The organism is Deltaproteobacteria bacterium, assembly GCA_020848745.1.
Taxonomy (GTDB): Bacteria; Desulfobacterota; Binatia; order UTPRO1; family UTPRO1; genus UTPRO1.
Genome location: JADLHM010000090.1, coordinates 1 through 19,277, shown reverse-complemented (window position 1 = coordinate 19,277; position 19,277 = coordinate 1). Strand labels below are relative to the sequence as shown.

Annotated in this window: 14 protein-coding genes; 9 read left to right on the top strand and 5 right to left on the bottom strand. The window is 72.7% G+C overall.

All coding sequences use genetic code 11. The features are described from left to right. Positions 1 to 209: 209 nt before the first annotated feature. The 3 genes from IT293_13295 to IT293_13285 all read right to left on the bottom strand — a co-directional run bounded on the left by IT293_13295 (position 210) and on the right by IT293_13285 (position 2,245). Positions 210 to 536 carry a BrnA antitoxin family protein gene (locus IT293_13295; protein MCC6765630.1) on the bottom strand — a complete coding sequence of 109 codons (327 nt, stop codon included), beginning with the start codon at positions 534 to 536 and terminating at the stop codon, positions 210 to 212. Then, complete coding sequence (locus IT293_13290; protein MCC6765629.1) at positions 491 to 796, bottom strand: BrnT family toxin; 306 nt, start codon at positions 794 to 796, stop codon at positions 491 to 493. The genes IT293_13295 and IT293_13290 overlap by 46 nt, the downstream gene beginning before the upstream one ends. A gap of 327 nt (positions 797 to 1,123) precedes the next feature. Then, complete coding sequence (locus IT293_13285; GenBank protein ID MCC6765628.1) at positions 1,124 to 2,245, bottom strand: hypothetical protein; 1,122 nt, start codon at positions 2,243 to 2,245, stop codon at positions 1,124 to 1,126. A gap of 511 nt (positions 2,246 to 2,756) precedes the next feature. On the opposite strand from IT293_13285, the gene ilvB reads away from it, so the two are divergent. The 3 genes from ilvB (at position 2,757) to IT293_13270 (ending at position 10,744) form a co-directional block, all read left to right on the top strand. Then, positions 2,757 to 4,442, top strand: a complete 1,686-nt coding sequence (gene ilvB, locus IT293_13280) for an acetolactate synthase large subunit (protein MCC6765627.1) — start codon at positions 2,757 to 2,759, stop codon at positions 4,440 to 4,442. Then, complete coding sequence (gene ilvN / locus IT293_13275; protein MCC6765626.1) at positions 4,426 to 4,710, top strand: acetolactate synthase small subunit; 285 nt, start codon at positions 4,426 to 4,428, stop codon at positions 4,708 to 4,710. Before ilvB ends, ilvN begins: the two co-directional genes overlap by 17 nt. Before the next feature lie 271 nt (positions 4,711 to 4,981). Next, positions 4,982 to 10,744, top strand: coding sequence for a hypothetical protein (locus tag IT293_13270; GenBank protein ID MCC6765625.1), 5,763 nt, complete (start codon positions 4,982 to 4,984; stop codon positions 10,742 to 10,744). A gap of 26 nt (positions 10,745 to 10,770) precedes the next feature. Here IT293_13270 and IT293_13265 read toward each other — a convergent pair whose 3' ends face one another. Further along, entirely contained in the window at positions 10,771 to 11,166 is a 396-nt protein-coding gene (locus IT293_13265; GenBank protein MCC6765624.1) for a CBS domain-containing protein, read from the bottom strand. Between the two features lie 200 nt (positions 11,167 to 11,366). On the opposite strand from IT293_13265, the gene IT293_13260 reads away from it, so the two are divergent. From IT293_13260 to IT293_13245, 4 genes are all read left to right on the top strand, one after another. Next, a complete protein-coding gene (locus IT293_13260) occupies positions 11,367 to 13,283 on the top strand; it encodes a wax ester/triacylglycerol synthase family O-acyltransferase (protein MCC6765623.1) in 1,917 nt (638 codons plus the stop codon). Continuing rightward, positions 13,280 to 13,708, top strand: a complete 429-nt coding sequence (locus IT293_13255) for a CBS domain-containing protein (GenBank protein ID MCC6765622.1) — start codon at positions 13,280 to 13,282, stop codon at positions 13,706 to 13,708. Before IT293_13260 ends, IT293_13255 begins: the two co-directional genes overlap by 4 nt. Positions 13,709 to 13,796: 88 nt before the next feature. Continuing rightward, the gene (gene glgP, locus IT293_13250; protein MCC6765621.1) at positions 13,797 to 15,950 is read left to right on the top strand and encodes an alpha-glucan family phosphorylase; all 2,154 of its coding nucleotides are present in this window, start codon (positions 13,797 to 13,799) and stop codon (positions 15,948 to 15,950) included. 495 nt (positions 15,951 to 16,445) lie between these two features. Next, positions 16,446 to 16,841: a type II toxin-antitoxin system VapC family toxin gene (locus IT293_13245; GenBank protein ID MCC6765620.1), complete on the top strand. Its 396-nt coding sequence runs from the start codon at positions 16,446 to 16,448 to the stop codon at positions 16,839 to 16,841. Positions 16,842 to 16,922: 81 nt separating this feature from the next. Here IT293_13245 and IT293_13240 read toward each other — a convergent pair whose 3' ends face one another. Continuing rightward, positions 16,923 to 18,197, bottom strand: coding sequence for a 6-phosphofructokinase (locus IT293_13240; GenBank protein MCC6765619.1), 1,275 nt, complete (start codon positions 18,195 to 18,197; stop codon positions 16,923 to 16,925). A gap of 152 nt (positions 18,198 to 18,349) precedes the next feature. On the opposite strand from IT293_13240, the gene IT293_13235 reads away from it, so the two are divergent. After that, positions 18,350 to 18,667, top strand: a complete 318-nt coding sequence (locus IT293_13235) for a hypothetical protein (protein MCC6765618.1) — start codon at positions 18,350 to 18,352, stop codon at positions 18,665 to 18,667. A gap of 72 nt (positions 18,668 to 18,739) precedes the next feature. Further along, on the top strand, positions 18,740 to 19,277 hold a 538-nt coding region (locus IT293_13230), incomplete at its 3' end, for a pyruvate:ferredoxin (flavodoxin) oxidoreductase (protein MCC6765617.1).

Genomic DNA, 19,277 nt, shown 5'->3' with positions numbered 1-19,277 from the left:
TCGCCTTGCACCGTGTCAGCGAGCGCGCGCTTTACCCGAGGACGTGAGGGGCCTCAACCACGCGCGCACCCGGTACCGTCCTCGAGCTCGTGTCTAAATTTCTGCGCTTCTCGAAGATCGCCAACACAGCAACGCTTCATCGACGCGCTGGGTGCGCCGCTCCGTGGTGTCCACAAAACCGGGGCAGGCTCAGTCTTGGAATTTCGCTTTCATCTCCTTTCCAAGCTGGACGTCGCCGGTTCGACCCCGGTCGCCCGCTCTCGAAGAAGCACTCGGGCGCTCGCCTTGAGCAGCGTCTCGTTGATTACGGTCTGGTACCCCACCCCTCGGCGCCTGGCCTCCTGCTTGGCCCAGATCAGTACCTTCGGGCTCAGGCGTATCGAGACCGGCTGATACTTCGCCGCGCCTTTGGAAGGTCGGCCCCGTCGGGGTCGCTTCGCCCCGAGCTTCTTTTCGATCGCCTTGCGCGCCGCCTCGGTCTCGCGGGCGGTCACACGTCGCGCCTTCTCAAAGAGGAAGCTCTTTGCTGTCGACATATCGTTGGCGCTCCTTTCGCTGGCCTCGCGCTGATGAGTCGATGGACGTTACCGGGGTGGCGAATCGTGAAGACCACTACGAGGACGCCGGAGTCGGATTCGCCGATCAGCCATCGCCGTTCTTCTTGCGGTGTCGAGTGGGCGGCGTCGGGTGCGACGAGAGCGAAGGGATCATCAAAGGCCGTAATGGCTTCGGCGAACGAGATGCCGTGCTTCGCCCGGTTCACCGCCGCCTTCCGCTCGTCCCAGTCGAACCGTATTTTCGGTATGTACTGAAATGCTAGTCGGAAGGCCAGGGGTGACCCGGAACCGTTCCGGGTTTTCGGGGTTGGACGGGGTCAAATCGGGACAATTGGGGAAGTGGGCGGATCAAGCTGCTGAAATTACGCGAAAATCACGCCATTTCAACGACTTCACCGCGCCCGCTTCCGTAGCTTCCCAAGCGGGACGTCGCCGGTTCGCTCCCGGTCGCCCGCTCTCTACTTGGGAGCCTCGAACGATCACGAGGTCTCCTCTCCGAAGGCGGCCCGGGCGCGACCGGATGGTGGCAACGAACATACGCCCCATGCCTTGTCCGCCGCCGGCGGTCAGAGCAGCTTGCAGGTGATCGCCGTACCCTTGACGTTGTGGACGCACACGAGCGGCGGTCGCGTGTTGGCGCACCGGTTGGCGTTCTCGGGCCCGAGCGTTACGCCGATCGTCGTCGAGAGCCACACGAGCGCGTCGGGGCCGGGCTCGAACGACGGCGGGTTCGGCAGCCGCATGTCCTTGGCCCGCACCTTCACGTCGACGACGCGCCAGTCGACCGACTTCCGCAGCAGGCGCACTTCCTTGAGGCCGTTGGCGGAGCCGCGCTCGCACGCGGGCGGCAGGGCGTTCGAGTGATTGCGATAGCGTCGGCTGGCCCCGTTCTTCGACGCGGTCCATCCGTCGCGCGGGTCGCATCCCGTCCCCGGTCCGCCGCCCGGGATGACGATCGTGCGTGCCGACCATTCGGCGAGCGACGCGTACTCCGGGACGAAGCTGTCGAGCAGTAGCTGCAGGCCGTCGATCGCCCGCTGCGGAAGGGGCTCCGGAAAGAGGAGGCGCGCGGTGATCTTCAGGCGCTCGTTGCCGTAGGGCACCCCGACGCCGACCAGGTTGACGGCGCCCTTCAGGAACGTGCCGCCCCCGATCGGACAGATCGGACTGTCGGGGTCGAGCGCCATCGTCACGGTCATGACTCCGCCATTGGTGCCGGCCTCGGTCGCGATCTCGATCCAGTAGGTGCTTCTCGCGCTCACGCGAGCCTCGACCGCAGTGTCGCCCCGCAGCGGGTTGTCGGCGCACGCGATCTCCTGCAGGTTCGCGCACCCGCCCGTGTAGACCGTGACGACGGTCGGGGGATTACCGGGGAAGGGCGTCGTCGCCGCGGCGACGGTGAGCGTGCCGGTCGCGGGCGCGACGTAGCGATACCAGACGCTGTTTGCGTTCCGATTCGGCCCGCTGGTCGAGCACGACTGTAGCGGGTCTTCGACGCCCGTGGTGGCCATCGTCGTGTCGACGACCTCCTCGAAGCGTACGCTGCTCATGGGCGCGGCGTTGATGCATTCGTCCTGCGCTTCGATGGCGGGGGCCTCCCCGGCCGACAGGAGCGCCGCGGCCGTCACCGCAGCGAGCCACATCACCCGCGCGAACGTTCTTCTCGAGATCGCGACCATCGTCGCCATCGTCTCCTCCTGCTTCGCCGCGATGTGCGCGGGCGCTCGCGAAGCTACCGCCGGTGTCCCGACAGCGCCCTCGCCTCTCGGACCGTCGACGACGGCCCGCATTGCCCGTGATGATTGTTCGACGCTCTTGAGGTGCGATGGTGCGCGGAGCGCTCAGCGTGTGGTGCGCGTGCTGCGGAGCTACTGGGCGGTCGCGTTAGCACCGAGGATCAGCGCGAGGCAAGCAGAAAGTCGCACGCGACCGGGAAAACGCGGTTGCCTCTCGTCCCGCGCGCATAGTAGCTTCGGTGCCGATGTATCCCGCCCACCACGACCAGTTCGCGTTCCGCAGCGTCGCTGTCGTCGTCGTGGTCGTCGTATCGGTCGTCGAGGCCGGCGCGTCCTAGCGGGGACTGTTCAACGCAACTTCCAACCCCTGCCGGCGCGAAGGCCGAGCGGGGGTTTCGTTTTTCTGGCCCCCGTTTCCGAGCCGGAGGCCGTCAGGGAGCAGGTCCGAAAAGGAGAGGCTCCCATGAAGAGAATGACGGGCGCGGAACTGACGCTCCGCCTCCTCGAGCGCCAGGACGTCGGCACGATCGCCGGCATTCCCGGCGGCTGCAATCTACCGCTCTACGACGCGCTCGGCGCGAGCGGCATCCGTCACGTGCTCGCGCGCCACGAGCAGGGCGCGGGCTTCATCGCGCAGGGAATGGCGCGCGTGACCGGCCGACCGGCGGTCTGCTTCGGCACGTCGGGTCCCGGCGCCACGAACCTCCTGACCGCGATCGCCGACGCCAAGCTCGACTCGGTCCCGCTCGTCGCCGTCACGGGCCAGGTGCCGCGCGCGATGATCGGCACCGACGCGTTCCAGGAGATCGACACCTACGGGCTCACGGTGCCGATCACCAAGCACAACTTCCTCGTGCGCTCGGCGGCCGAGCTGCTCGACGTGGTGCCCGACGCGTTCCGCATCGCGGCGTCGGGTCGGCCGGGCCCGGTCGTGATCGACGTCCCGAAGGACGTGCAGAACGAAGCCATCGACATCGACATTCTGCCGGCGCCGGGCCGCGCCGATCCCCTGCCGGCGCCGCGCGCCGAGGACGTCGCGCGCGCCGCGGCCATGATCGACGCGGCCGACCGGCCGGTCCTGCTCGTCGGCGCCGGCGTCATCGCCGCCGAGGCGGCGCAGACGCTCCGCCGCTTCGTCGACAAGGCCGCGCTCCCGACCGCGGCGACGCTCCTCGGCCTCGGCGCGTTGCCGTACGATCATCCGCGCTTCCTCGGCATGGTCGGCATGCACGCCGCCCGTTCCACCAACCTGATCCTCGAGGAGTGCGACCTGCTGGTCGGGCTCGGCATCCGCTTCGACGACCGCGCGACCGGGAAGGCGGCGGAGTTCTGTCCCGGCGCCCGCATCATCCACGTCGACGTCGACGCGAGCGAGCTCGGCAAGATCAAGACACCGACTCTCGGTATCCGCGCGGACGTGGGCGCGACGCTGCGCGCGCTCGCGTGCGCCGTGGCCCCGGCGTCGCGCCCCGCGTGGACGCGGCGGATCGCCCGGCTCCGCGCCGAGCATCCGCTCGTCATGCGCGCACCGGACGACCCGCTCGATCCGTACGGCATCATCCGGCACACCGCCGCGGTGCTGCCGCCGGACGCGATCGTCACGACCGACGTCGGCCAGCATCAGATGTGGGCGGCGCAAGCGTTTCCCTGCACGCGCCCGCGCCAGTGGCTCACCTCGGGCGGGCTCGGCACCATGGGCTTCGGCCTCCCGGCAGCGATCGGCGCCGCGCTCGCCGCGCCGGGGCGCCCTGTGATCTGTTTCAGCGGCGACGGTAGCCTCCTCATGAACCTGCAGGAGCTCGCGACGGCGGTCGAGGAGAACGTCGACGTGAAGATCGTGCTCCTCAACAACGCGCACCTCGGTCTTGTCCGCCAGCAGCAGGAGCTCTTCTACGGCGGCCGCTACCACGCCTCGCGTTTCCACGCCGAGCCCGACTTCGTCACCATCGCGCGCGGCTTCGGCGTCCGCGCGTGGGATCTCGGCGACGCCGCGGATCCCCGCGCGACGCTCGCACGCGCGCTCGCCGAGCCCGGCCCCGGCCTCGTCAACGTGCCGATCGACGCGGCCGAGAACGTCTACCCGATGGTGCCGCCCGGCGGCGCCAATCGCGACATGATCGGAGGAGCGCGCCATGCGAGCGAATGCTGACGTCGTGCTCCGCCTGTGCGTGCGGAACCATCCTGGCGTGATGTCCCACGTCTGCGGTCTCTTCGCGCGCCGCGCCTTCAACGTGGAGGGCATCCTCTGCCTCCCGGTCGGCGACGCCAGCCGGAGCGCCATCCTGCTTCTCGTCCACGATGACGACCGCCTCGATCAGATGATCCTGCAGCTCCGGAAGCTCGAGGACGTCCTCGAGATCAGACGCGCCCACGACGCTCGCGAGGCGTTCGCCGCGGCGCGCCCGTATCTGCAATGAAGTAAGCACGGGAGCGGGCCGGATGCGGATCGGTCCGCTCCCCGCATCGTCGAACTCCGCGCAGGCGGTCGGCCGGCGTCCGGGCGCGTCGATCCGGACGTGTGCGCCGCCTCCTGAGCCTTTGCGATCTGTCGTCGCATCCTCGTGAGCGGGTGCGCGCGGCGCCCGACACGGAGATGTCGGCGGCGTCGTTTTTGTGCTGCTGCTCCGCCGCCGGCGAAGCGGAATCCTGGCCGAAGCCGCGGGCACACGCGTTGCAGATTCTCAGGCCGTGGGATTCGCGTCCGACGCCGGCAGTCTGTCCGCTCCCCCCAAGCGGCCCTGGCACGCCGCCGAGGCGCCGCGCGGCGAGGATCAGCTGACGACGCGCCTGCGAGCGATCGCGGCCGAGGTGCCCTCGCCCGAGGACGCGCTCGAGCCGATGCTGCGTGCGATCATCGAGTCGATCGGCGCGGCCGCGGGCGCCATCTGCCTCTACGACGTGCGCCAGCGGCTCCTCCGCCTCGCGGCCGAAGCGGGGCTTTCCGACGAGGGCTGCCGCCGCCTCCGCATCATTCGCAAGGGCGAAGCCGACGCGTGGGAGATGCCCATGCACGGCCTGGTGAACGGCCGCGCGTACCTGATCGAGAACGCGGCCCAGAACCGCTTCGTGCCGCCGCTCGTCGAGGAGTCGAGCGAGATGAGCGCGGTGGTCTGCCTGCCGCTCTACAGCGATCAGAAACCGCTTGCGAGCCTCGTCCTCGTGGCGCTCCGCCCGCGCACCTTCGCCGAGCGGCAACTGCACGCCGTCGAGGGCCCTCTCAAGGAGGTCGCCCGCGTCATCGAGGCGACCCGCCGCCACGCCGAGAACCGGAATCCCACCCCGGCGACCGCGCCGGGTCCGACGCCGGCGAGCAACGCCGGGGCGGCGAGCGGCGCCCCCGCCGCGCGTTCCGCGAGGTCGTCGCCGCCCGCGGCGCCGCGTCCGGCGACCGCCACGGACGTTGCGGCGCTGGCGCGTGTCGAGCAGGAGCGCGATCGCCTCGTGAAGGCGCTTGCCGCCGCGCAGGCCGCCGAGGGCACGCGCACCGCCGAGCTTCGTGCCGAGCTCGATCGACTGCGCGCGAGGCTCGGCGATGTCGAGGCGGCCGAGGCTCGCGAGCGCCGAACGCGGGAAGAGATCGAAGCGCGGCTCGCCGGCGGCGCCTCGGCGGGCCGCGTCGAGCTGCAGCGTGCGCAGGATGCGGTCCGCGAGGCCGAGAACGGCCGCATGGCGGCGCTCGCGGAGAGCGCGCGGCTGCGGGCGGAGCTCGAGCGCGCCCGTATGGAGGCAGCGCAGGCGTCCGCGCCGACGCGCGAGGACGACGGGCGCGCCGCCGACCTCGCGGTCGAGGTCGACCGGTTGCGGGCGAAGCTCGCCGAGGCGGAGGCCGGAGCGGCACACGAGCAGCGTGCCCGCGAGGAGCTCGAAGGGCGGCTCGCGGGTGGGCTGAACGCCGGGCAGCACGAGTTGCGCCAGGCGCTCGCCGCGGCGCGCGACGCCGACCGCCAGCGGCTCGCGGCACTCGCGGAGGCGACCCGCCTCAGGAGCGAGCTCGAACTCGCCCGCCTCGAGAGCATCCCGGGGCCCGCCGATCCCGAGCAGCGCGACGAACGCATCGGTCCGCTCCTCGCCGAGATCGACCGCCTGCGGGCCAGGCTGGCCGAGGCGGAAGCCGGCGCCGCGCACGAGCACCGCGCCCGGGACGAGCTCGAGACCCGGCTCGCTCAGGGCGTCGCCGCGGCCCAACAGGAGCTTCGCCGTGCGCTCGAGGCGGCACGCGAGGCGGAAGAGGCGCGGGCGACGGCCGTCGCCGACACGGCGCGCCTGCGGGTCGCGCTCGAGCAGGCCGAGGTGCGGGCGGCGCTCGCGCCGGGCACGAGCGAGGAGGTCGACGCGCGGGTCGTCGAGCTCGCGGCCGAGATCGATCGCCTGCGGACCCGCGTCGCCGAGGCCGAGGCCGGCGCCGCGCACCAGCACCGCGCCCGCGAGGAGCTCGAGGCGCGGCTGAGCGGCGGCGTCACGTCGGGGCAGCAGGAGCTGCGCCGCGTCCTCGACGCCGCGCGCGAGGCGGAGCGGGGCCGCGCGGCCGCCGTCGCGGAGGCGGCGCGGCTCGGCGCCGAGGTCGAGCGCCTTCGCCTCGCGGCCGCGCAGGATCCGGAGCGCATCGAGCAGGCCGCCGCGCGCTGGGGAGAGCTCACCGCCGAGATCGACCGTCTCCACACGCGCCTCGCGGAGGCCGAGGCCGGCGCCGCCCACGAGCACCGGGCGCGGGAGGCGCTCGAGACGCGGCTCGGCGAGACCGGCGCGGAGGCGCAGCGCGAGCTGGGGGCGCTGCGCGATACGATCCGCGGCCTCATGGAAGCACGGGACGCCGCTTTCGCCGAGGCGGCCCGGCTCGGCCAGCAGCTCGACGATGCGCGGCGCGCGGCGGCGCGCCTCCCGGAGGTCGCGAGCGAGAGCGAGTCGCGGGCGGCCGCGCTGGCGGCGGAGGTCCACGCCCTGACCGCGCGCCTCGCCGAGGCGGAGGCGCACGCGCACGAGGAGCGGAGCGCGCGCGCCGCCGTCGAGAGTCGCCTCGCCGACCGCGAGGCCGAGGCGGTCCGCATGCGCGACGCGGCCCTCGCCGAGCTCCGCGCCAGCACCGGCGAGGAGAACGCGCGCCTCGCCGCCGCCCTCTCCTCGGCCCGCACCGACGCGGCGCGAGCGGACGAGCTCGCGGCGGCGCTCGCCGAGGCGGGCGAAGCGCGGCGGGTCGCCGAGGAGACGAGCGCGCGCCTCGCCGCCGAGCGCGACGCCGCCGCGCGCGACGCGGCGCGGGCTGCCGAGGCGACGGCGATGCGTCTCGCACACGAGGAGGAAGGCCGCCGCGTCGAGCATGCCCGGGAGCTCGAGGGGTTGCGTGCACGGCTCGGCGAGGCGCAAGCGGCGGCGACGCGCGAGCAACGCGCCCGCGAGGCGCTCGAGGCAGCGGCGTCGCACGACCTCGGGCGCGTCGGAGAGGATCTGCAACGAGCGCTCGACGCCGCACGCGCCGCCGAGGAAAGCCGCGACCGCGTCCTCGCGGACCTCGCGGGCGCGCGGAGCGAACTCGCCGCGGTCGCGTCGAGCGGAGAGCGTGCGGCCGTGGAGCTCGCGGCCCTGCGCGCCGACCACGCCCTCCTGCGCGACGAGGCGGACGCCGCGCTCCGGGCGCGCGACGAGGCGCACGCCCGCGCCGACGTTGCCGGTCGCGCTGCGGACGACGTCGCCGCGCGCCTCGCCGACGCCGAACGGACGCTCGGCCGCGTTCGCGACGAGGCGAGCGGTGAAACGGCGGCGCTCCGCGCCGCGCTCGCACGTGTCGGCGCGGAGCACGCGGCGCTCCGCGATGCCGCCGCGGCGACCGCGGCCGAGCGCGCCCACCTCGCCGCCGAGCTCGCCGACGCCGAGGCCGCGAAGGCGCGCGTCGACGACGCGCTCGCGACCGCGCTCGCCGATGCGGCGGCGCGGCGGCAGGCGGCCGACGCGGCGCTCGAGCGGAGCGCCGCGGCCGAGGCGCGGGTTGCCGAGCGGGCGACCGAGCTCGCCGCCCTGCGGGAGGCGTCCGCCGGCGAGCTCGCGACCCTCGCCGCGCGCGTCGACGAGCTCGTCGCCGAGACCGAACGCCAGCGTGCCGCGCAGTCCGCGCTCGGCGCCGCGCGCGACCGGCTCGCCGCCGATCTCGCGGGTACGGACGCGGCGAAGGCGCATCTCGAACGCTCCTTTCAGCAGGCGATCGAGGAGAGCCGGGAGCGCGAGCGGACGGCGCTCGCCGCGGCCGAAACGCAGGCCGCGCTCGCGACCGAACGCGAGGCGATGCTGCGCGCGCTCGACGAGCGCTTGGTCAGCGAGGTCGCACTCCGCGACGACCGCCTCCGCGAGGTCGTCGGCGCGCTCGACGGGCAGCGCGAGGCGCTCGCGAGCCTCCGCGCCGAGCAGGATCGGCTCACGGCCGACCTCGAGGGGGCCGCGGCGGGGAGGACGCTCCTCGAGCGCGCCCTCGCGGAGGCGCTCGACGACACGCGGGGACGCGCCGCCGACCTCCACGAGACGCGCGGCCACGCCTGGGATCTGGCGCTTCGTCTCGAGCAGTCCGAAGCGACGCTCGCCCTCCGCGACGACGAGCACGCCGCGCAGGTGGTGCGCCTGAACGCCCGGCTCGAGACCTTCCTCGTCGCTTCCGATCAGCTGCGCGAGGCGCACGCCAGCGTCGGCGCCGAGTGCGATCGGCTCTCGGCCGATCTCGAAGGCGCGATCGCCGCGAAGGTGCACCTCGAGGAGGCGCTGCAGGTCGCGCTCGACGCCGGCCGCGAGCGGGAGCGCGAGGCGGAGGAGCACCTCGCGGGGGCGCGCGCCCACCATTGGACGACGGCAGCCCGCCTCGTCGAGATCGAGCAGCGGCTCACGGGGCTCCACGAGGAGCGCGTCGCCGAAGCCGTGACGCTGGCGGCGCGCCTCGAGACGCTCGAGGCCGACGCGGATCGTCTACGCGAGAGCGGCGCGGCGCTCTCGGCCGAGCGTGATCGCCTCGCGGCCGACCTCGAAGGGGCGGCGGCGGCCAAGACCCATCTCGAAGAGGCGCTCAAGAACGCGCTCGAAGCGGCGCGGACGCGCGAGCAGGACGCGGCGACGCTGCTGCAGGAGACCCGCGGCCAGGCATGGGCGACGGCGCTCCGGCTCGCCGAGACCGAGGTGTTCCTGCGGGCGCTCGGCGACGAGCGGAGCGCCGAGGTCGCCGCGCTGACCGCGCGCGCAGACGGGCTCGCGGGCGACGTCGGTCGCCTGCGCGAGGCCGAGAGCAGCGCCGCGAGTGAGCGCGATCGGCTCGCGGGCGAGCTTGCGGGAACGCGGGCCGCTCAGGAGAGGCTCGAGACGACACTCGCAGGGGTCCGCGAGCGCGAGCAGGCGCTCGCGACCCGGGTCGCCGAACTTGAGGGCGAGACCACGGCGCTCCGCACCGAAATCGCGACCGTCGAGTCGGCGCGTGCCGCCGCTGAGGCCGCGCAGAGTGAAGCCGAGGCGGCGCGCGCCGAGGCGGAAGCCGCGCGGACCGACGCGGAGGCGGCCCGCGCCGAGGCGGAAGCCGTCCGCGACGCGGCCGCCGCGCCACGTTCCTCCGACACCGGCCCGCGCGCCGGCGTGCCGCCCGCGGCGCAGCGCTCCATGGCACCGCCGCCCGCGGCACCGCCCCGGCCGCCGCTGCCGTCCGCGTCGCCGAGCCGGTTCGGAACGGCCCTCGCCGCGCCGCGCGCCGCGGAGCCGGTCTCGCCGATCGTCGCGGTGCTCGACGACGAGGGAGCCTGGAACGGCGCGGCCGAGGGTGTCGCCGACCTCGTGATCGCGACGCCGACGGACGAGTCGGTGGCGAAGCTCGTCACGGCCGGACCGGGGCGCCTGCTCGTGAACCTGGCGGCCGCGGGAGCGATGAAGGCGCTCCTCGCGATCCGCGTGCGCACGGCGGCGACGCAGATCTTCGGCTACGTGGCGGCCAGTGGGGCGGATCGCGCGCTGCCGCTCGGCCGCGTCGAGCCCACGAGCCGTCCGCTCGTGCCCGACGCGATCGTCGCGGCGCTCGGCGCCCTCGCGCCGGCGAAGGCCCGCGTCGTCACCGTTGGCGCCGACGTCGACGCGCTCCTGAGCCTCCGCCAGGCGCTCGTCCGCCAAGGAACCTCGGTGTCGCTCGCGTGGGACGCCAAGCAGGCGATCGACCTCCTCGACATGATCAACCCGCACGCCGTCGTCGCCGACCTCGGCGCGCCGCAGGACGCGGCCGCCGTGCTCGCGCGGGTCGCCGCGAGCTCGCCGGTCCCGATCGTGGTGCTGATCGAGGGTACGAGCGACGTCGCGGGTCCGCTCGCCACCGTGCTGAACCACCCGGAGGTCGCTCCCAGGATCGGTCCCCGCGCCGAGATCCTGGCGGCGGTCTCCCGCAGCCAGGGCATGGGAGCGCGGTCCGGCGGACCTCCGGCGCGGCCGCTCGGGTCCATGCGCTGAGCCCCTCCGGGCGCGTCCGCGCGTCGCTACGGGGCCAGCTGCTCGGCGAGCACGCGGAGCGCGTCGGTGCTGGTGAAGATGCCGACCAGCACATGGCCGTCGCTCACGAGCGCGCTCGTGACCCGGCGCTCGAGCATCTGCGCCGCCACCTCGCCGATCGGCGTCACCGGCGAGACCTCGAGCGGCTCGCGGGTGCAGACCTCGCCGACCGCCACCTCGCGGGCGCGGTGTCCGTAGCGCAGCCACGCGTCGAGCGCATCCGCGCGCGACAGCACGCCGTAGACCGCCGGTCCGTCCATGACCGGGATGTGCCGTACGTCGTGCGCCGCCATGCGGTCGACCGCCGCGGCGAGCGTCTCGCGGCGGTCGATCTCCTCGGGCAATCGGCTCATGTACTCGCGAACCGACGTCGATCTCCTCATCCGACACCTCCTGCCCCGAGCGGGTCGCAAGCGTCGTGCCGCGCGCCGCGGCGCGCGAACGCGATGCCGCGGCGCGCCGGCTTTGCACGCCTGCGAAGACGCCGCGGGCGCGTTCCCGGCGGTCGGAAGCGGGGGCCCGTCCGTGCAGGCGAACCGCGCTGGCAGGCCGCTTGCACCGGGCATCGGCAACGAGAATCGTCATGGCTTCACACTCCACCACCGAACGCCCCGAGCCGACCGACCACGCCCCGCCGCCGACACCGCGGGTGCGCGCGGGCGACGACCGGCTGACCCCGCTCGACGCTTCGTTCCTCTACCTCGAGCGGCCGACCGAGCTGCTGCACGTCGGGGCGGTCGCCGTCCTCGAATCGACGCCGCCTTTCGACGAGCTCGTCGCCACGCTCGGCGAGCGGCTCGGCGCCCTCGAGCGCTACCGGCAGGTTCCGGTGCGCTCCACCCTCGACGTCGCGGCGCCGCGCTGGCAGGCCGATCCCGCGTTCGACGCGCGCCGGCACTTCCATCGGCTCGCCGTTCCCGCGCCGGGCGACGAAGCGGCCCTGCGCCGGGCGCTCCAGGAGATCTTCGCGCGGCCGCTTCCCTCCGACCGTCCGCTCTGGGAGTGCTGGTTCCTCGAAGGGCTCGCCGGCGGGCGGGCCGCACTCCTCACCAAGGTCCATCACTGCATGGTCGACGGTGTGAGCGGCGTGCAGGTGCTGGAGGTCATGGCGGACGGATGGGAAACACGCCTCGGGGCGGCGCCGCCCGCGCTCGCCGACGTGCCGGAACCCGTCCGGCAGCTGCGCGGCGTCGCGGCGAGCGTCGGCCGGATGCTCGACGCCGTCGCGCATCCGCGCCGTGCGGTCGAAGGCGTCCGCGCGGCGGCGTCGGCAGCCGGCGCCGTCCTCGACGTCGTCGGCCGGCGCCTCGTACCGTTCCCGTTCAACGGCCCGCTCGGCGAGGAGCGCCGTATCGCGTGGGCGACCTTCGACCTCGACGAGTTCCTCGCGATCCGCGGCGCCGCCGGCTGCAAGGTGAACGACGTGGCGCTGGCCGTCATCGCGGGCGCGCTCCGTCGACTCCTGCCGGTCGAGGCGACGCAGCCGCCGCGGCGCGTGCGCGCGCTCATCCCCGTGAACGTCCGCCGCGACGACGAGCATCTGCGGCTCGGCAATCGCGTGTCGGGCATGTTCGCGGCGCTCCCGGTCGACGTCGCCGACGCGCGCGAGCGTCTGCGGATCGTCGCGGCCGAGATGCGCGCCAACAAGGAAGCCGGACAAGGGCAGGTGTTCGACCTGGCGCTCGGCATCGCGGGGATCGTGCCGTCGGTCCTGGCGCCGATGCTGTCGCGGCTGCCGCAATGGTGGCCGGTCGCGCACACGGTCTGCACGAACGTGCCCGGTCCGCGCGAGCCGCGTCGCCTCCTCGGCCGCCGCGTTCTCGAGGTCCATCCGCTCGTGCCGCTCGCGGCCGGGATCGGCCTCGGCTTCGCGATCCTGAGCTACGCCGGAACGATCTCGATCGCGGCGACGGCCGACGCGAGCCTCGTCCCCGACGTCGATCGGCTGCCGACGGCGCTGCGCGTCTCGGCCGACGAGCTGGCGCTCCACCTCGGCGTGCGCGACGCGGCGAAGCATCCTCATCCGCCGTACGGCGGCGCGGTCACGGTCGGCGACCTCATGACCCGCGACGTGGTCAGCATCCGGACCGCGGAGCTCCTGGCGAACGCCTGGAGGACCATGCGCGAGCGGCGTATTCGCCACCTGCCGGTCGTCGATCGGCACAAAGCGCTCGTCGGGCTCGTCACCCACCGCGACCTGCTCGCGGCGTCGCCGAGCTCGCTTGCGCTCCACGACGAGCGCGAGCGTGTCCGCGGCCTCGGTTGGGCGACCGCGGCCGAGATCATGGAATCGCACGTCAGCACGGCCGCTGCCGACGAGTCGGCGGCCGACGTCGCGATCCGCATGGTGCGCCAGAAGATCGGCTGCTTGCCAGTCGTCGACGCCCGTGGTGCTCTCGTCGGCATCGTGACCGAGGAGGACTTCCTGCGCTGGTCGGCGACGCTGCTCGCCGGCTACGGCCGCCCCGCGGATCCCACCGAGATCGGAGACCAACGATGAACGTCGAGAAGTGGATGAAGAAGCACCCGCACACGATCAAGCCGCTCGATACGATCGAGCACGCCCGTCAGATCATGCAGGAGCACCGCATCAACCAGTTGCCGGTGGTGCGTGGCGGCGAGCTGGTCGGCATCATCAGCGACCGCGACATTCGCGACGCCTATCCGTCGGTGTTCGCCGACCCGATGCGCAAGGCGGCGCCGAACCCGCACGACGTCAAGGTCGAGTCGGTGATGACCACGAACGTGATCACGATGGCGCCCGACGACGGCATCGTCGCGGCCGCGAGCCTCATGCGGCGCGAGCGTATCGGCGCGCTCCCGATCGTGAAGGGCAAGCAGCTCGTCGGGATCCTCGCGCGCAGCGATCTCCTCGAGGCGTTGATCGCGCTCGGCTCGCTCGCCGAGGCGAAGACGGCCAGGTAGCTCCGTCGTCTCCGCCGGGCGCGGTCCCGCGTCGGGGGCGCCCCCGCGCCTTTGCCGTTCGGGCGGCGAGCGAGTAGTCGATCAGCCCATGAGCCGCAAGACCTCGCGCGGAGGGGACGCGTCGAACGACGGGAGTCGCGACCTGGCGCACGCGATCGCCGAGCTCGCCCACCAGATGCCCGCCGCCCTGGCGCCGCTCGCGACCATCGCCTACGACTACCGCTGGACCTGGGAGCCGCGCGCCGCGGCGCTCTTCGAGGCGATCGAGCCGACGACGTGGCGGCGGACGGCGAACCCGCGCTATGTCGTCGAGGTCGCGTCGCCGCGCCGGCTCGACGCGCTCGCGGCCCGCCCGGAGTACGTCGCCGAGGTCCGGGTCGTCGCGGACGCCATCCTCGCCGGCGCCACGGCGGGCCCGACGGACGTCAAACCCGTCGCGTACTTCTGTTCCGAGTTCGCCATCCACGCGGCGTTGCCGATCTACGGCGGCGGCCTCGGGGTCCTCGCCGGCGACCTCTTGAAGGCCGCCGCCGACGCGGCACTGCCGCTCGTCGGCGTCGGCCTCGCCTATCGCCAGGGCTACTTCCAGCAACGGCTCGATCCGGGGGGCTGGCAGCACGAGTACTGGGTCGATTGCGCCTTCGATCGCCTGCCGATGGTGCGCGTCACCGATCGTGAGGGCGGCGCGCTCACCGTGACCGTGCCGATCCGCGGCCGCGACGTGCACGCGCAGATCTGGCGGCTCGACCTCGCGCACGTCCGGCTCTACCTCCTCGACACCGACCGCGACGACAACGACCCGATCGACCGGTGGATCACCGCGCGCCTCTACGTCGGCGATCGTCACACCCGGCTCACCCAGTACGCGATGCTCGGCGTCGGCGGCGTGCGCGCGCTCGACGCGCTCGGCATCGAGCCCGCGCTCGTGCACCTGAACGAGGGGCATGCGGCCTTCGGGAGCTACGAGCGCATCGCCGCGCGCGTGCGGTGCGGCGCGGCTTTCGACGAGGCGGCCGCGGCCGTGCGCGACGCGACGATCTTCACCACGCATACGCCGGTGCCGGCGGGAAACGAGGCGTACGGCGTGGACGAGCTCGAGGCCGTGCTCGGTCGCTACTTCGACGGCATCGCGGTGCCGCGCGAGCGCCTCCACGACCTCGCCCGCATCCGCCCCGGCGATGCCGGCGAGGGGCTCGGCATCACGCCGCTCGCGCTCCGCACGAGCCGCACCGCCAACGGAGTGTCGCGCCTGCACGGCGCGGTCGCGCGCGCCATGTGGCAGGCGCTTTGGAGCGACCACGCCGTCGAGGACGTGCCGATCGGCCACGTCACAAACGGCGTTCACGTCGGGACGTGGATGGCGCCGGCGATGCAGGCGCTGCTCGACCGCCACCTCGGTCCCGACTGGCGTCGGTGGCACGCCGGCGACGCCGGCTGGGACGGGATCGCGGATATCCCGAACGCCGAGCTCTGGGGCGTGCGATCGGTGCTGCGGGCCGCGCTCGTCGACTACGCGCGCACGCGCTCGGTCCAGGACCGGCTGTCGCGCGGCGAGACGCCGGAGTACGTCGCGCAGGCGGCCGAGGTCTTCGACGCCAACGTGCTCACGATCGGGTTCGCGCGCCGGGTCGCGACCTACAAGCGGCTCTATCTCCTGGCGCGCTATCCGGAACGCAACCTCCAGCTGCTCGCCGACGGCGCCATGCCGATCCAGCTCGTGATCGCCGGCAAGGCGCATCCGCAGGACCAGGACGCGAAGGCCACCCTGCACGCGATCTTCGGCGCGAAGGCGATCCCCAACGTCGGGCGGCGCGTCGTCTACCTCGAGAACTACGATCTCGCGATGGCGCTCCGCCTCGTGTCGGGCGTCGACGTCTGGTTGAACCTGCCCCGTCCGCCGCTCGAGGCGAGCGGTACGAGCGGTATGAAGGTCGCGATGAACGGCGGCCTGAACCTCAGCATGCTCGACGGCTGGTGGGCCGAGGCGTTCGACGGCGAGAACGGCTGGGGGATCGACTCGCCCGAAGGCGATCACCAGGCGCAGGACGATCGCGACGCGGCGGCAGTTCTCGATCTCGTCGAGCGCGAGGTCCGGCCGCTCTTCTACGACCGCGGCCCCGACGGCCTCCCGGTGCGCTGGCTCGCCCGCGTGAAGCACGCCCTCCGGACGCTCGTCCCGCAATTCACCGCGGCGCGCATGCTGCGCGAGTACGACGAGCGGGTGTACGGCTCGACCCGCTGATTGGTTTCCGCGTGCGAGGCATCGGATGCGTCGATGCTCACCTCCTCGCGGCGACGTTGGTCGAGCACGGAAGACCTGGACCGGGGATCGCCGGCTCGGGGCCGGGTAGGTGGCAAGAATGCCACCCACGAAGGCCCGACGTGCTTCTCGGCGGCGGCGCCCGTGACGCCCTGGGCGTCGACGGGGCGCAAACGGGCGACGATGGTCCGACCGCACCGGATCGGTGATTGCAGAATGCATGCACTGATGTCACTGTGATGTCATGGGAGTACAGATTACGATCCGCGATGTGCCCGATCACGTTCGGGACGAGCTCGCCAGCCGTGCTGCTCGGGCGCGAAAGTCGATGCAGGAATATCTGAAGGGAGAGTTGGAGCGGCTGGCCGAGCGACCGTCCGTGGAAGTGTGGCTCGAGCGCGTGCGTGACCGGAAAAGGGCGGCCGATCGGCGGATCCCCCCTGCGCGAATCCTCAAGTCCCGTGACGCGGATCGTCGATGAGTGTCGTCGTCGATGCGTCGGTGCTGGTCGCGGCGACGACGGATGCAGGAGCAGCGGGGGCGTGGGCGGAACGCGTCGTCGCTGAGGGCGACATTCTCGCGCCTCATCTCGTGTTGGCGGAGGCGGTGAACATCCTGCGGCGGCTGGAACGCCAGCGGGACCTCACGACCCTGGAGGCGAGCGCGGCACATCGCGATCTTCTGGACTTGGACCTGCTCCTCGTCGCGTTCGAGCCGTTCGCGGCGCGCGTGTGGGAGCTTCGCCGTACCATCACGAGCTACGATGCTTGGTACGTAGCGGTAGCGGAGGCCTTCACGGTGCCGCTGGCGACGCTCGATCGACGCTTGAGCCGCGCGTCCGGCCCGCGATGTCGGTTTCTCCTACCGGCCTGAGTCACGAGGCCCCCGCGTCGTTCGGATATCCCGAAGCGGCCGGAGCGCCGCCGCCGGTCCGGCCGTCGTCACGGCCGGAACCTACAGCTGGAGCGGTGGTGGCTCCGTCTCCGTCACGTACTCGAACTGTTTTCGGAACTCGTCGACCGAGAGTCCGGCCGCGGCGGCCATCGCGCCGAGGATCACCGGGTCGTCGAAGTCATCGCGGCGGATGCGGATCATGAAACGGCGGGCGATCGCGTAGCGCGGCGATGCGATGTCGACGCAACGGACGCGCGTCCGGCCGGTCTCGGCGTCGAGCATGGTCGCGAACGGCACCGCGACGAAGCGGCCGCCCTGCATCGAGACCATCGAGGCGTTGCCCCCGTCGAGGAGGAACTTGGCGGCGCAGTAGCCGAGGTCGCGGCAGTATTCCATGTCGTAGGGGATGGGATCGGTGCAGCGGAGCTCGTAGCCGATGTTGTGGTTGACGAGGGTGAGCTTGATGCCAAGGCTCTTCAGTCGCTTCTGGACCTCGCGCTTCAGCACGTCGCCGAGATCGACCTCGGCGAGCCGGACATGGCCGTGCTCGTCGCGCTCGACGCTCTCGAGCTCCCCGAGCTCGCTCGGGTCGAGGAGGAGCCCGAGGCCTTCGGCCAGCACGGCGACGCCGTCGCGCCGCTCGCGGCTCAGCCGCTTCACGATGGCTCCGGTCAGGATGTCGACGAGCGTCCGCAGCCTCAGCTGCGTGCCCTGGAACTCCTCGGGGACGAGGGTGATGGTCGCTCCCGCGCCCTTGCCGATGCCGAGTGCGAGGTGGCCCGCCTTCCGGCCCATCGCGATCACGAAGTACCAGCGGCCGGTCGTCTCCGCGTCGACCATCAGGCTCTGCACGAGCTCGACGCCCCGGTGCCGCGCGGTCTGGAAGCCGAAGGTGTCGATGTAGGGCGGGAGGTCGAGGTCGTTGTCGATCGTCTTCGGTACGTGCACGACCTGGAGCCGGCCTCGTACGCGTTCCTCGAGGCGCATCGACGAGAACGCGGTGTCGTCGCCACCGATCGTGATGAGCTGGGTGATGCCGAGTCGCTCGAGCGAGCGGGCGACCTCGTCGAGGAGGGCGGGGTCCTTGGTCGGGTTGGCCCGCGAGATGCCGAGGAACGAGCCGCCGCGGAAGTGGATGCGGCTCACGTCGTCGATGGAGAGCGGCCGCACGTGGTCGAGGTCGCTCCGCATCAGGTACTCGAAGCCGTTGCGGATGCCGACCACGTCGACGCCCTCGAGGGCGGCGCGGATCGTGGCGGCGCCGATGACGCTGTTGATCCCCGGCGCCGGACCCCCGCCCACCAGGATGCCGAGCTTTGTTCTGCCGTGCTGCATGCGATCGTCCTCCTCGCTGTCCCGTCCGAAGGAAACGCCCGTCTACGGATTTATCATTCGTCGGAATCCCGGGCCGCTCCGGCCTCGACTGCGCACTGCGGCCCAGCGGTACGGGAAATGCAATACCCGGCTCCGAAGGGAGTCCAAAAACCATGCCGAAGGCGATCAGAACAGGACGGTCAGCGGCGGGCGCCGCCGGATTGGTCAAGCGGGCGCGGGTCGAGGCGAGCGCGCTCGTCCGGGATGCGCAGCGCGTCGGAGCCCAGGTGCAGAAGCGGGCCGAGAAGATCGTCACCGACTTCGAGCGGCGCGCCGAGAAGGTCGTGAACGGCCTGGAGGCGCGGGCCGCGAAGGCGGTCGAGCCCGCGCTCAAGCGCACGTTCGCGACGCGCCGCGAGCTGAGCGAGATGCGCGCGATCGTGCGCAAGCTCGTCGAGAAGGTCGACGACCTGGCGGGCAAGATCGGCTGACGTGCCGGCCGGAGATCGAGGACGGCGGTGACTGCGACGGAAGACGCCACCGGCGCGCCAGCGACCGCCACCATCGACGGGAACGAGGCGGCGGCCACCGTCGCGTACCTCGCGAGCGAGGTGATCGCGATCTACCCCATCACCCCCTCGTCGGCGATGGGGGAGTCGGCGGACGAGTGGGCGGCCGCGCGCCGTCCGAACGCGTGGGGCACGGTGCCGCACGTGATCGAGATGCAGAGCGAGGGCGGGGCGGCCGGCGCGGTCCACGGCGCCCTCCAGACCGGCGCGCTCTGCACGACCTTCACGGCTTCGCAGGGCCTCCTTCTCATGATTCCGAACATGTTCAAGATCGCCGGCGAGCTGACCCCGACGGTCTTCCACGTCGCGGCCCGCGCCGTCGCGGCGCAGGCGCTCTCGATCTTCGGCGACCATAGCGACGTGATGGCGGCGCGCCAGACCGGCTTCGCCATGCTCGCGTCCGGATCGGTGCAGGAGGCGATGGACCTGGCGCTGGTCGCGCACGCGGCGACGCTCGAGGCGCGCATCCCGTTCCTGCACTTCTTCGACGGCTTTCGCACTTCGCACGAGGTCGCGAAGATCGCCGCGCTCG

Excerpts from the sequence above, each read along its gene's own strand:
- IT293_13295 (MCC6765630.1), bottom strand. The coding sequence starts at position 536 with ATGTCGACAGCAAAGAGCTTCCTCTTTGAGAAGGCGCGACGTGTGACC.
- IT293_13285 (MCC6765628.1), bottom strand. The coding sequence starts at position 2,245 with ATGGCGACGATGGTCGCGATCTCGAGAAGAACGTTCGCGCGGGTGATG.
- ilvB (MCC6765627.1), top strand. The coding sequence starts at position 2,757 with ATGAAGAGAATGACGGGCGCGGAACTGACGCTCCGCCTCCTCGAGCGC.
- ilvN (MCC6765626.1), top strand. The coding sequence starts at position 4,426 with ATGCGAGCGAATGCTGACGTCGTGCTCCGCCTGTGCGTGCGGAACCAT.
- IT293_13265 (MCC6765624.1), bottom strand. The coding sequence starts at position 11,166 with ATGAGGAGATCGACGTCGGTTCGCGAGTACATGAGCCGATTGCCCGAG.
- IT293_13260 (MCC6765623.1), top strand. The coding sequence starts at position 11,367 with ATGGCTTCACACTCCACCACCGAACGCCCCGAGCCGACCGACCACGCC.
- IT293_13255 (MCC6765622.1), top strand. The coding sequence starts at position 13,280 with ATGAACGTCGAGAAGTGGATGAAGAAGCACCCGCACACGATCAAGCCG.
- glgP (MCC6765621.1), top strand. The coding sequence starts at position 13,797 with ATGAGCCGCAAGACCTCGCGCGGAGGGGACGCGTCGAACGACGGGAGT.
- IT293_13245 (MCC6765620.1), top strand. The coding sequence starts at position 16,446 with ATGAGTGTCGTCGTCGATGCGTCGGTGCTGGTCGCGGCGACGACGGAT.
- IT293_13240 (MCC6765619.1), bottom strand. The coding sequence starts at position 18,197 with ATGCAGCACGGCAGAACAAAGCTCGGCATCCTGGTGGGCGGGGGTCCG.
- IT293_13235 (MCC6765618.1), top strand. The coding sequence starts at position 18,350 with ATGCCGAAGGCGATCAGAACAGGACGGTCAGCGGCGGGCGCCGCCGGA.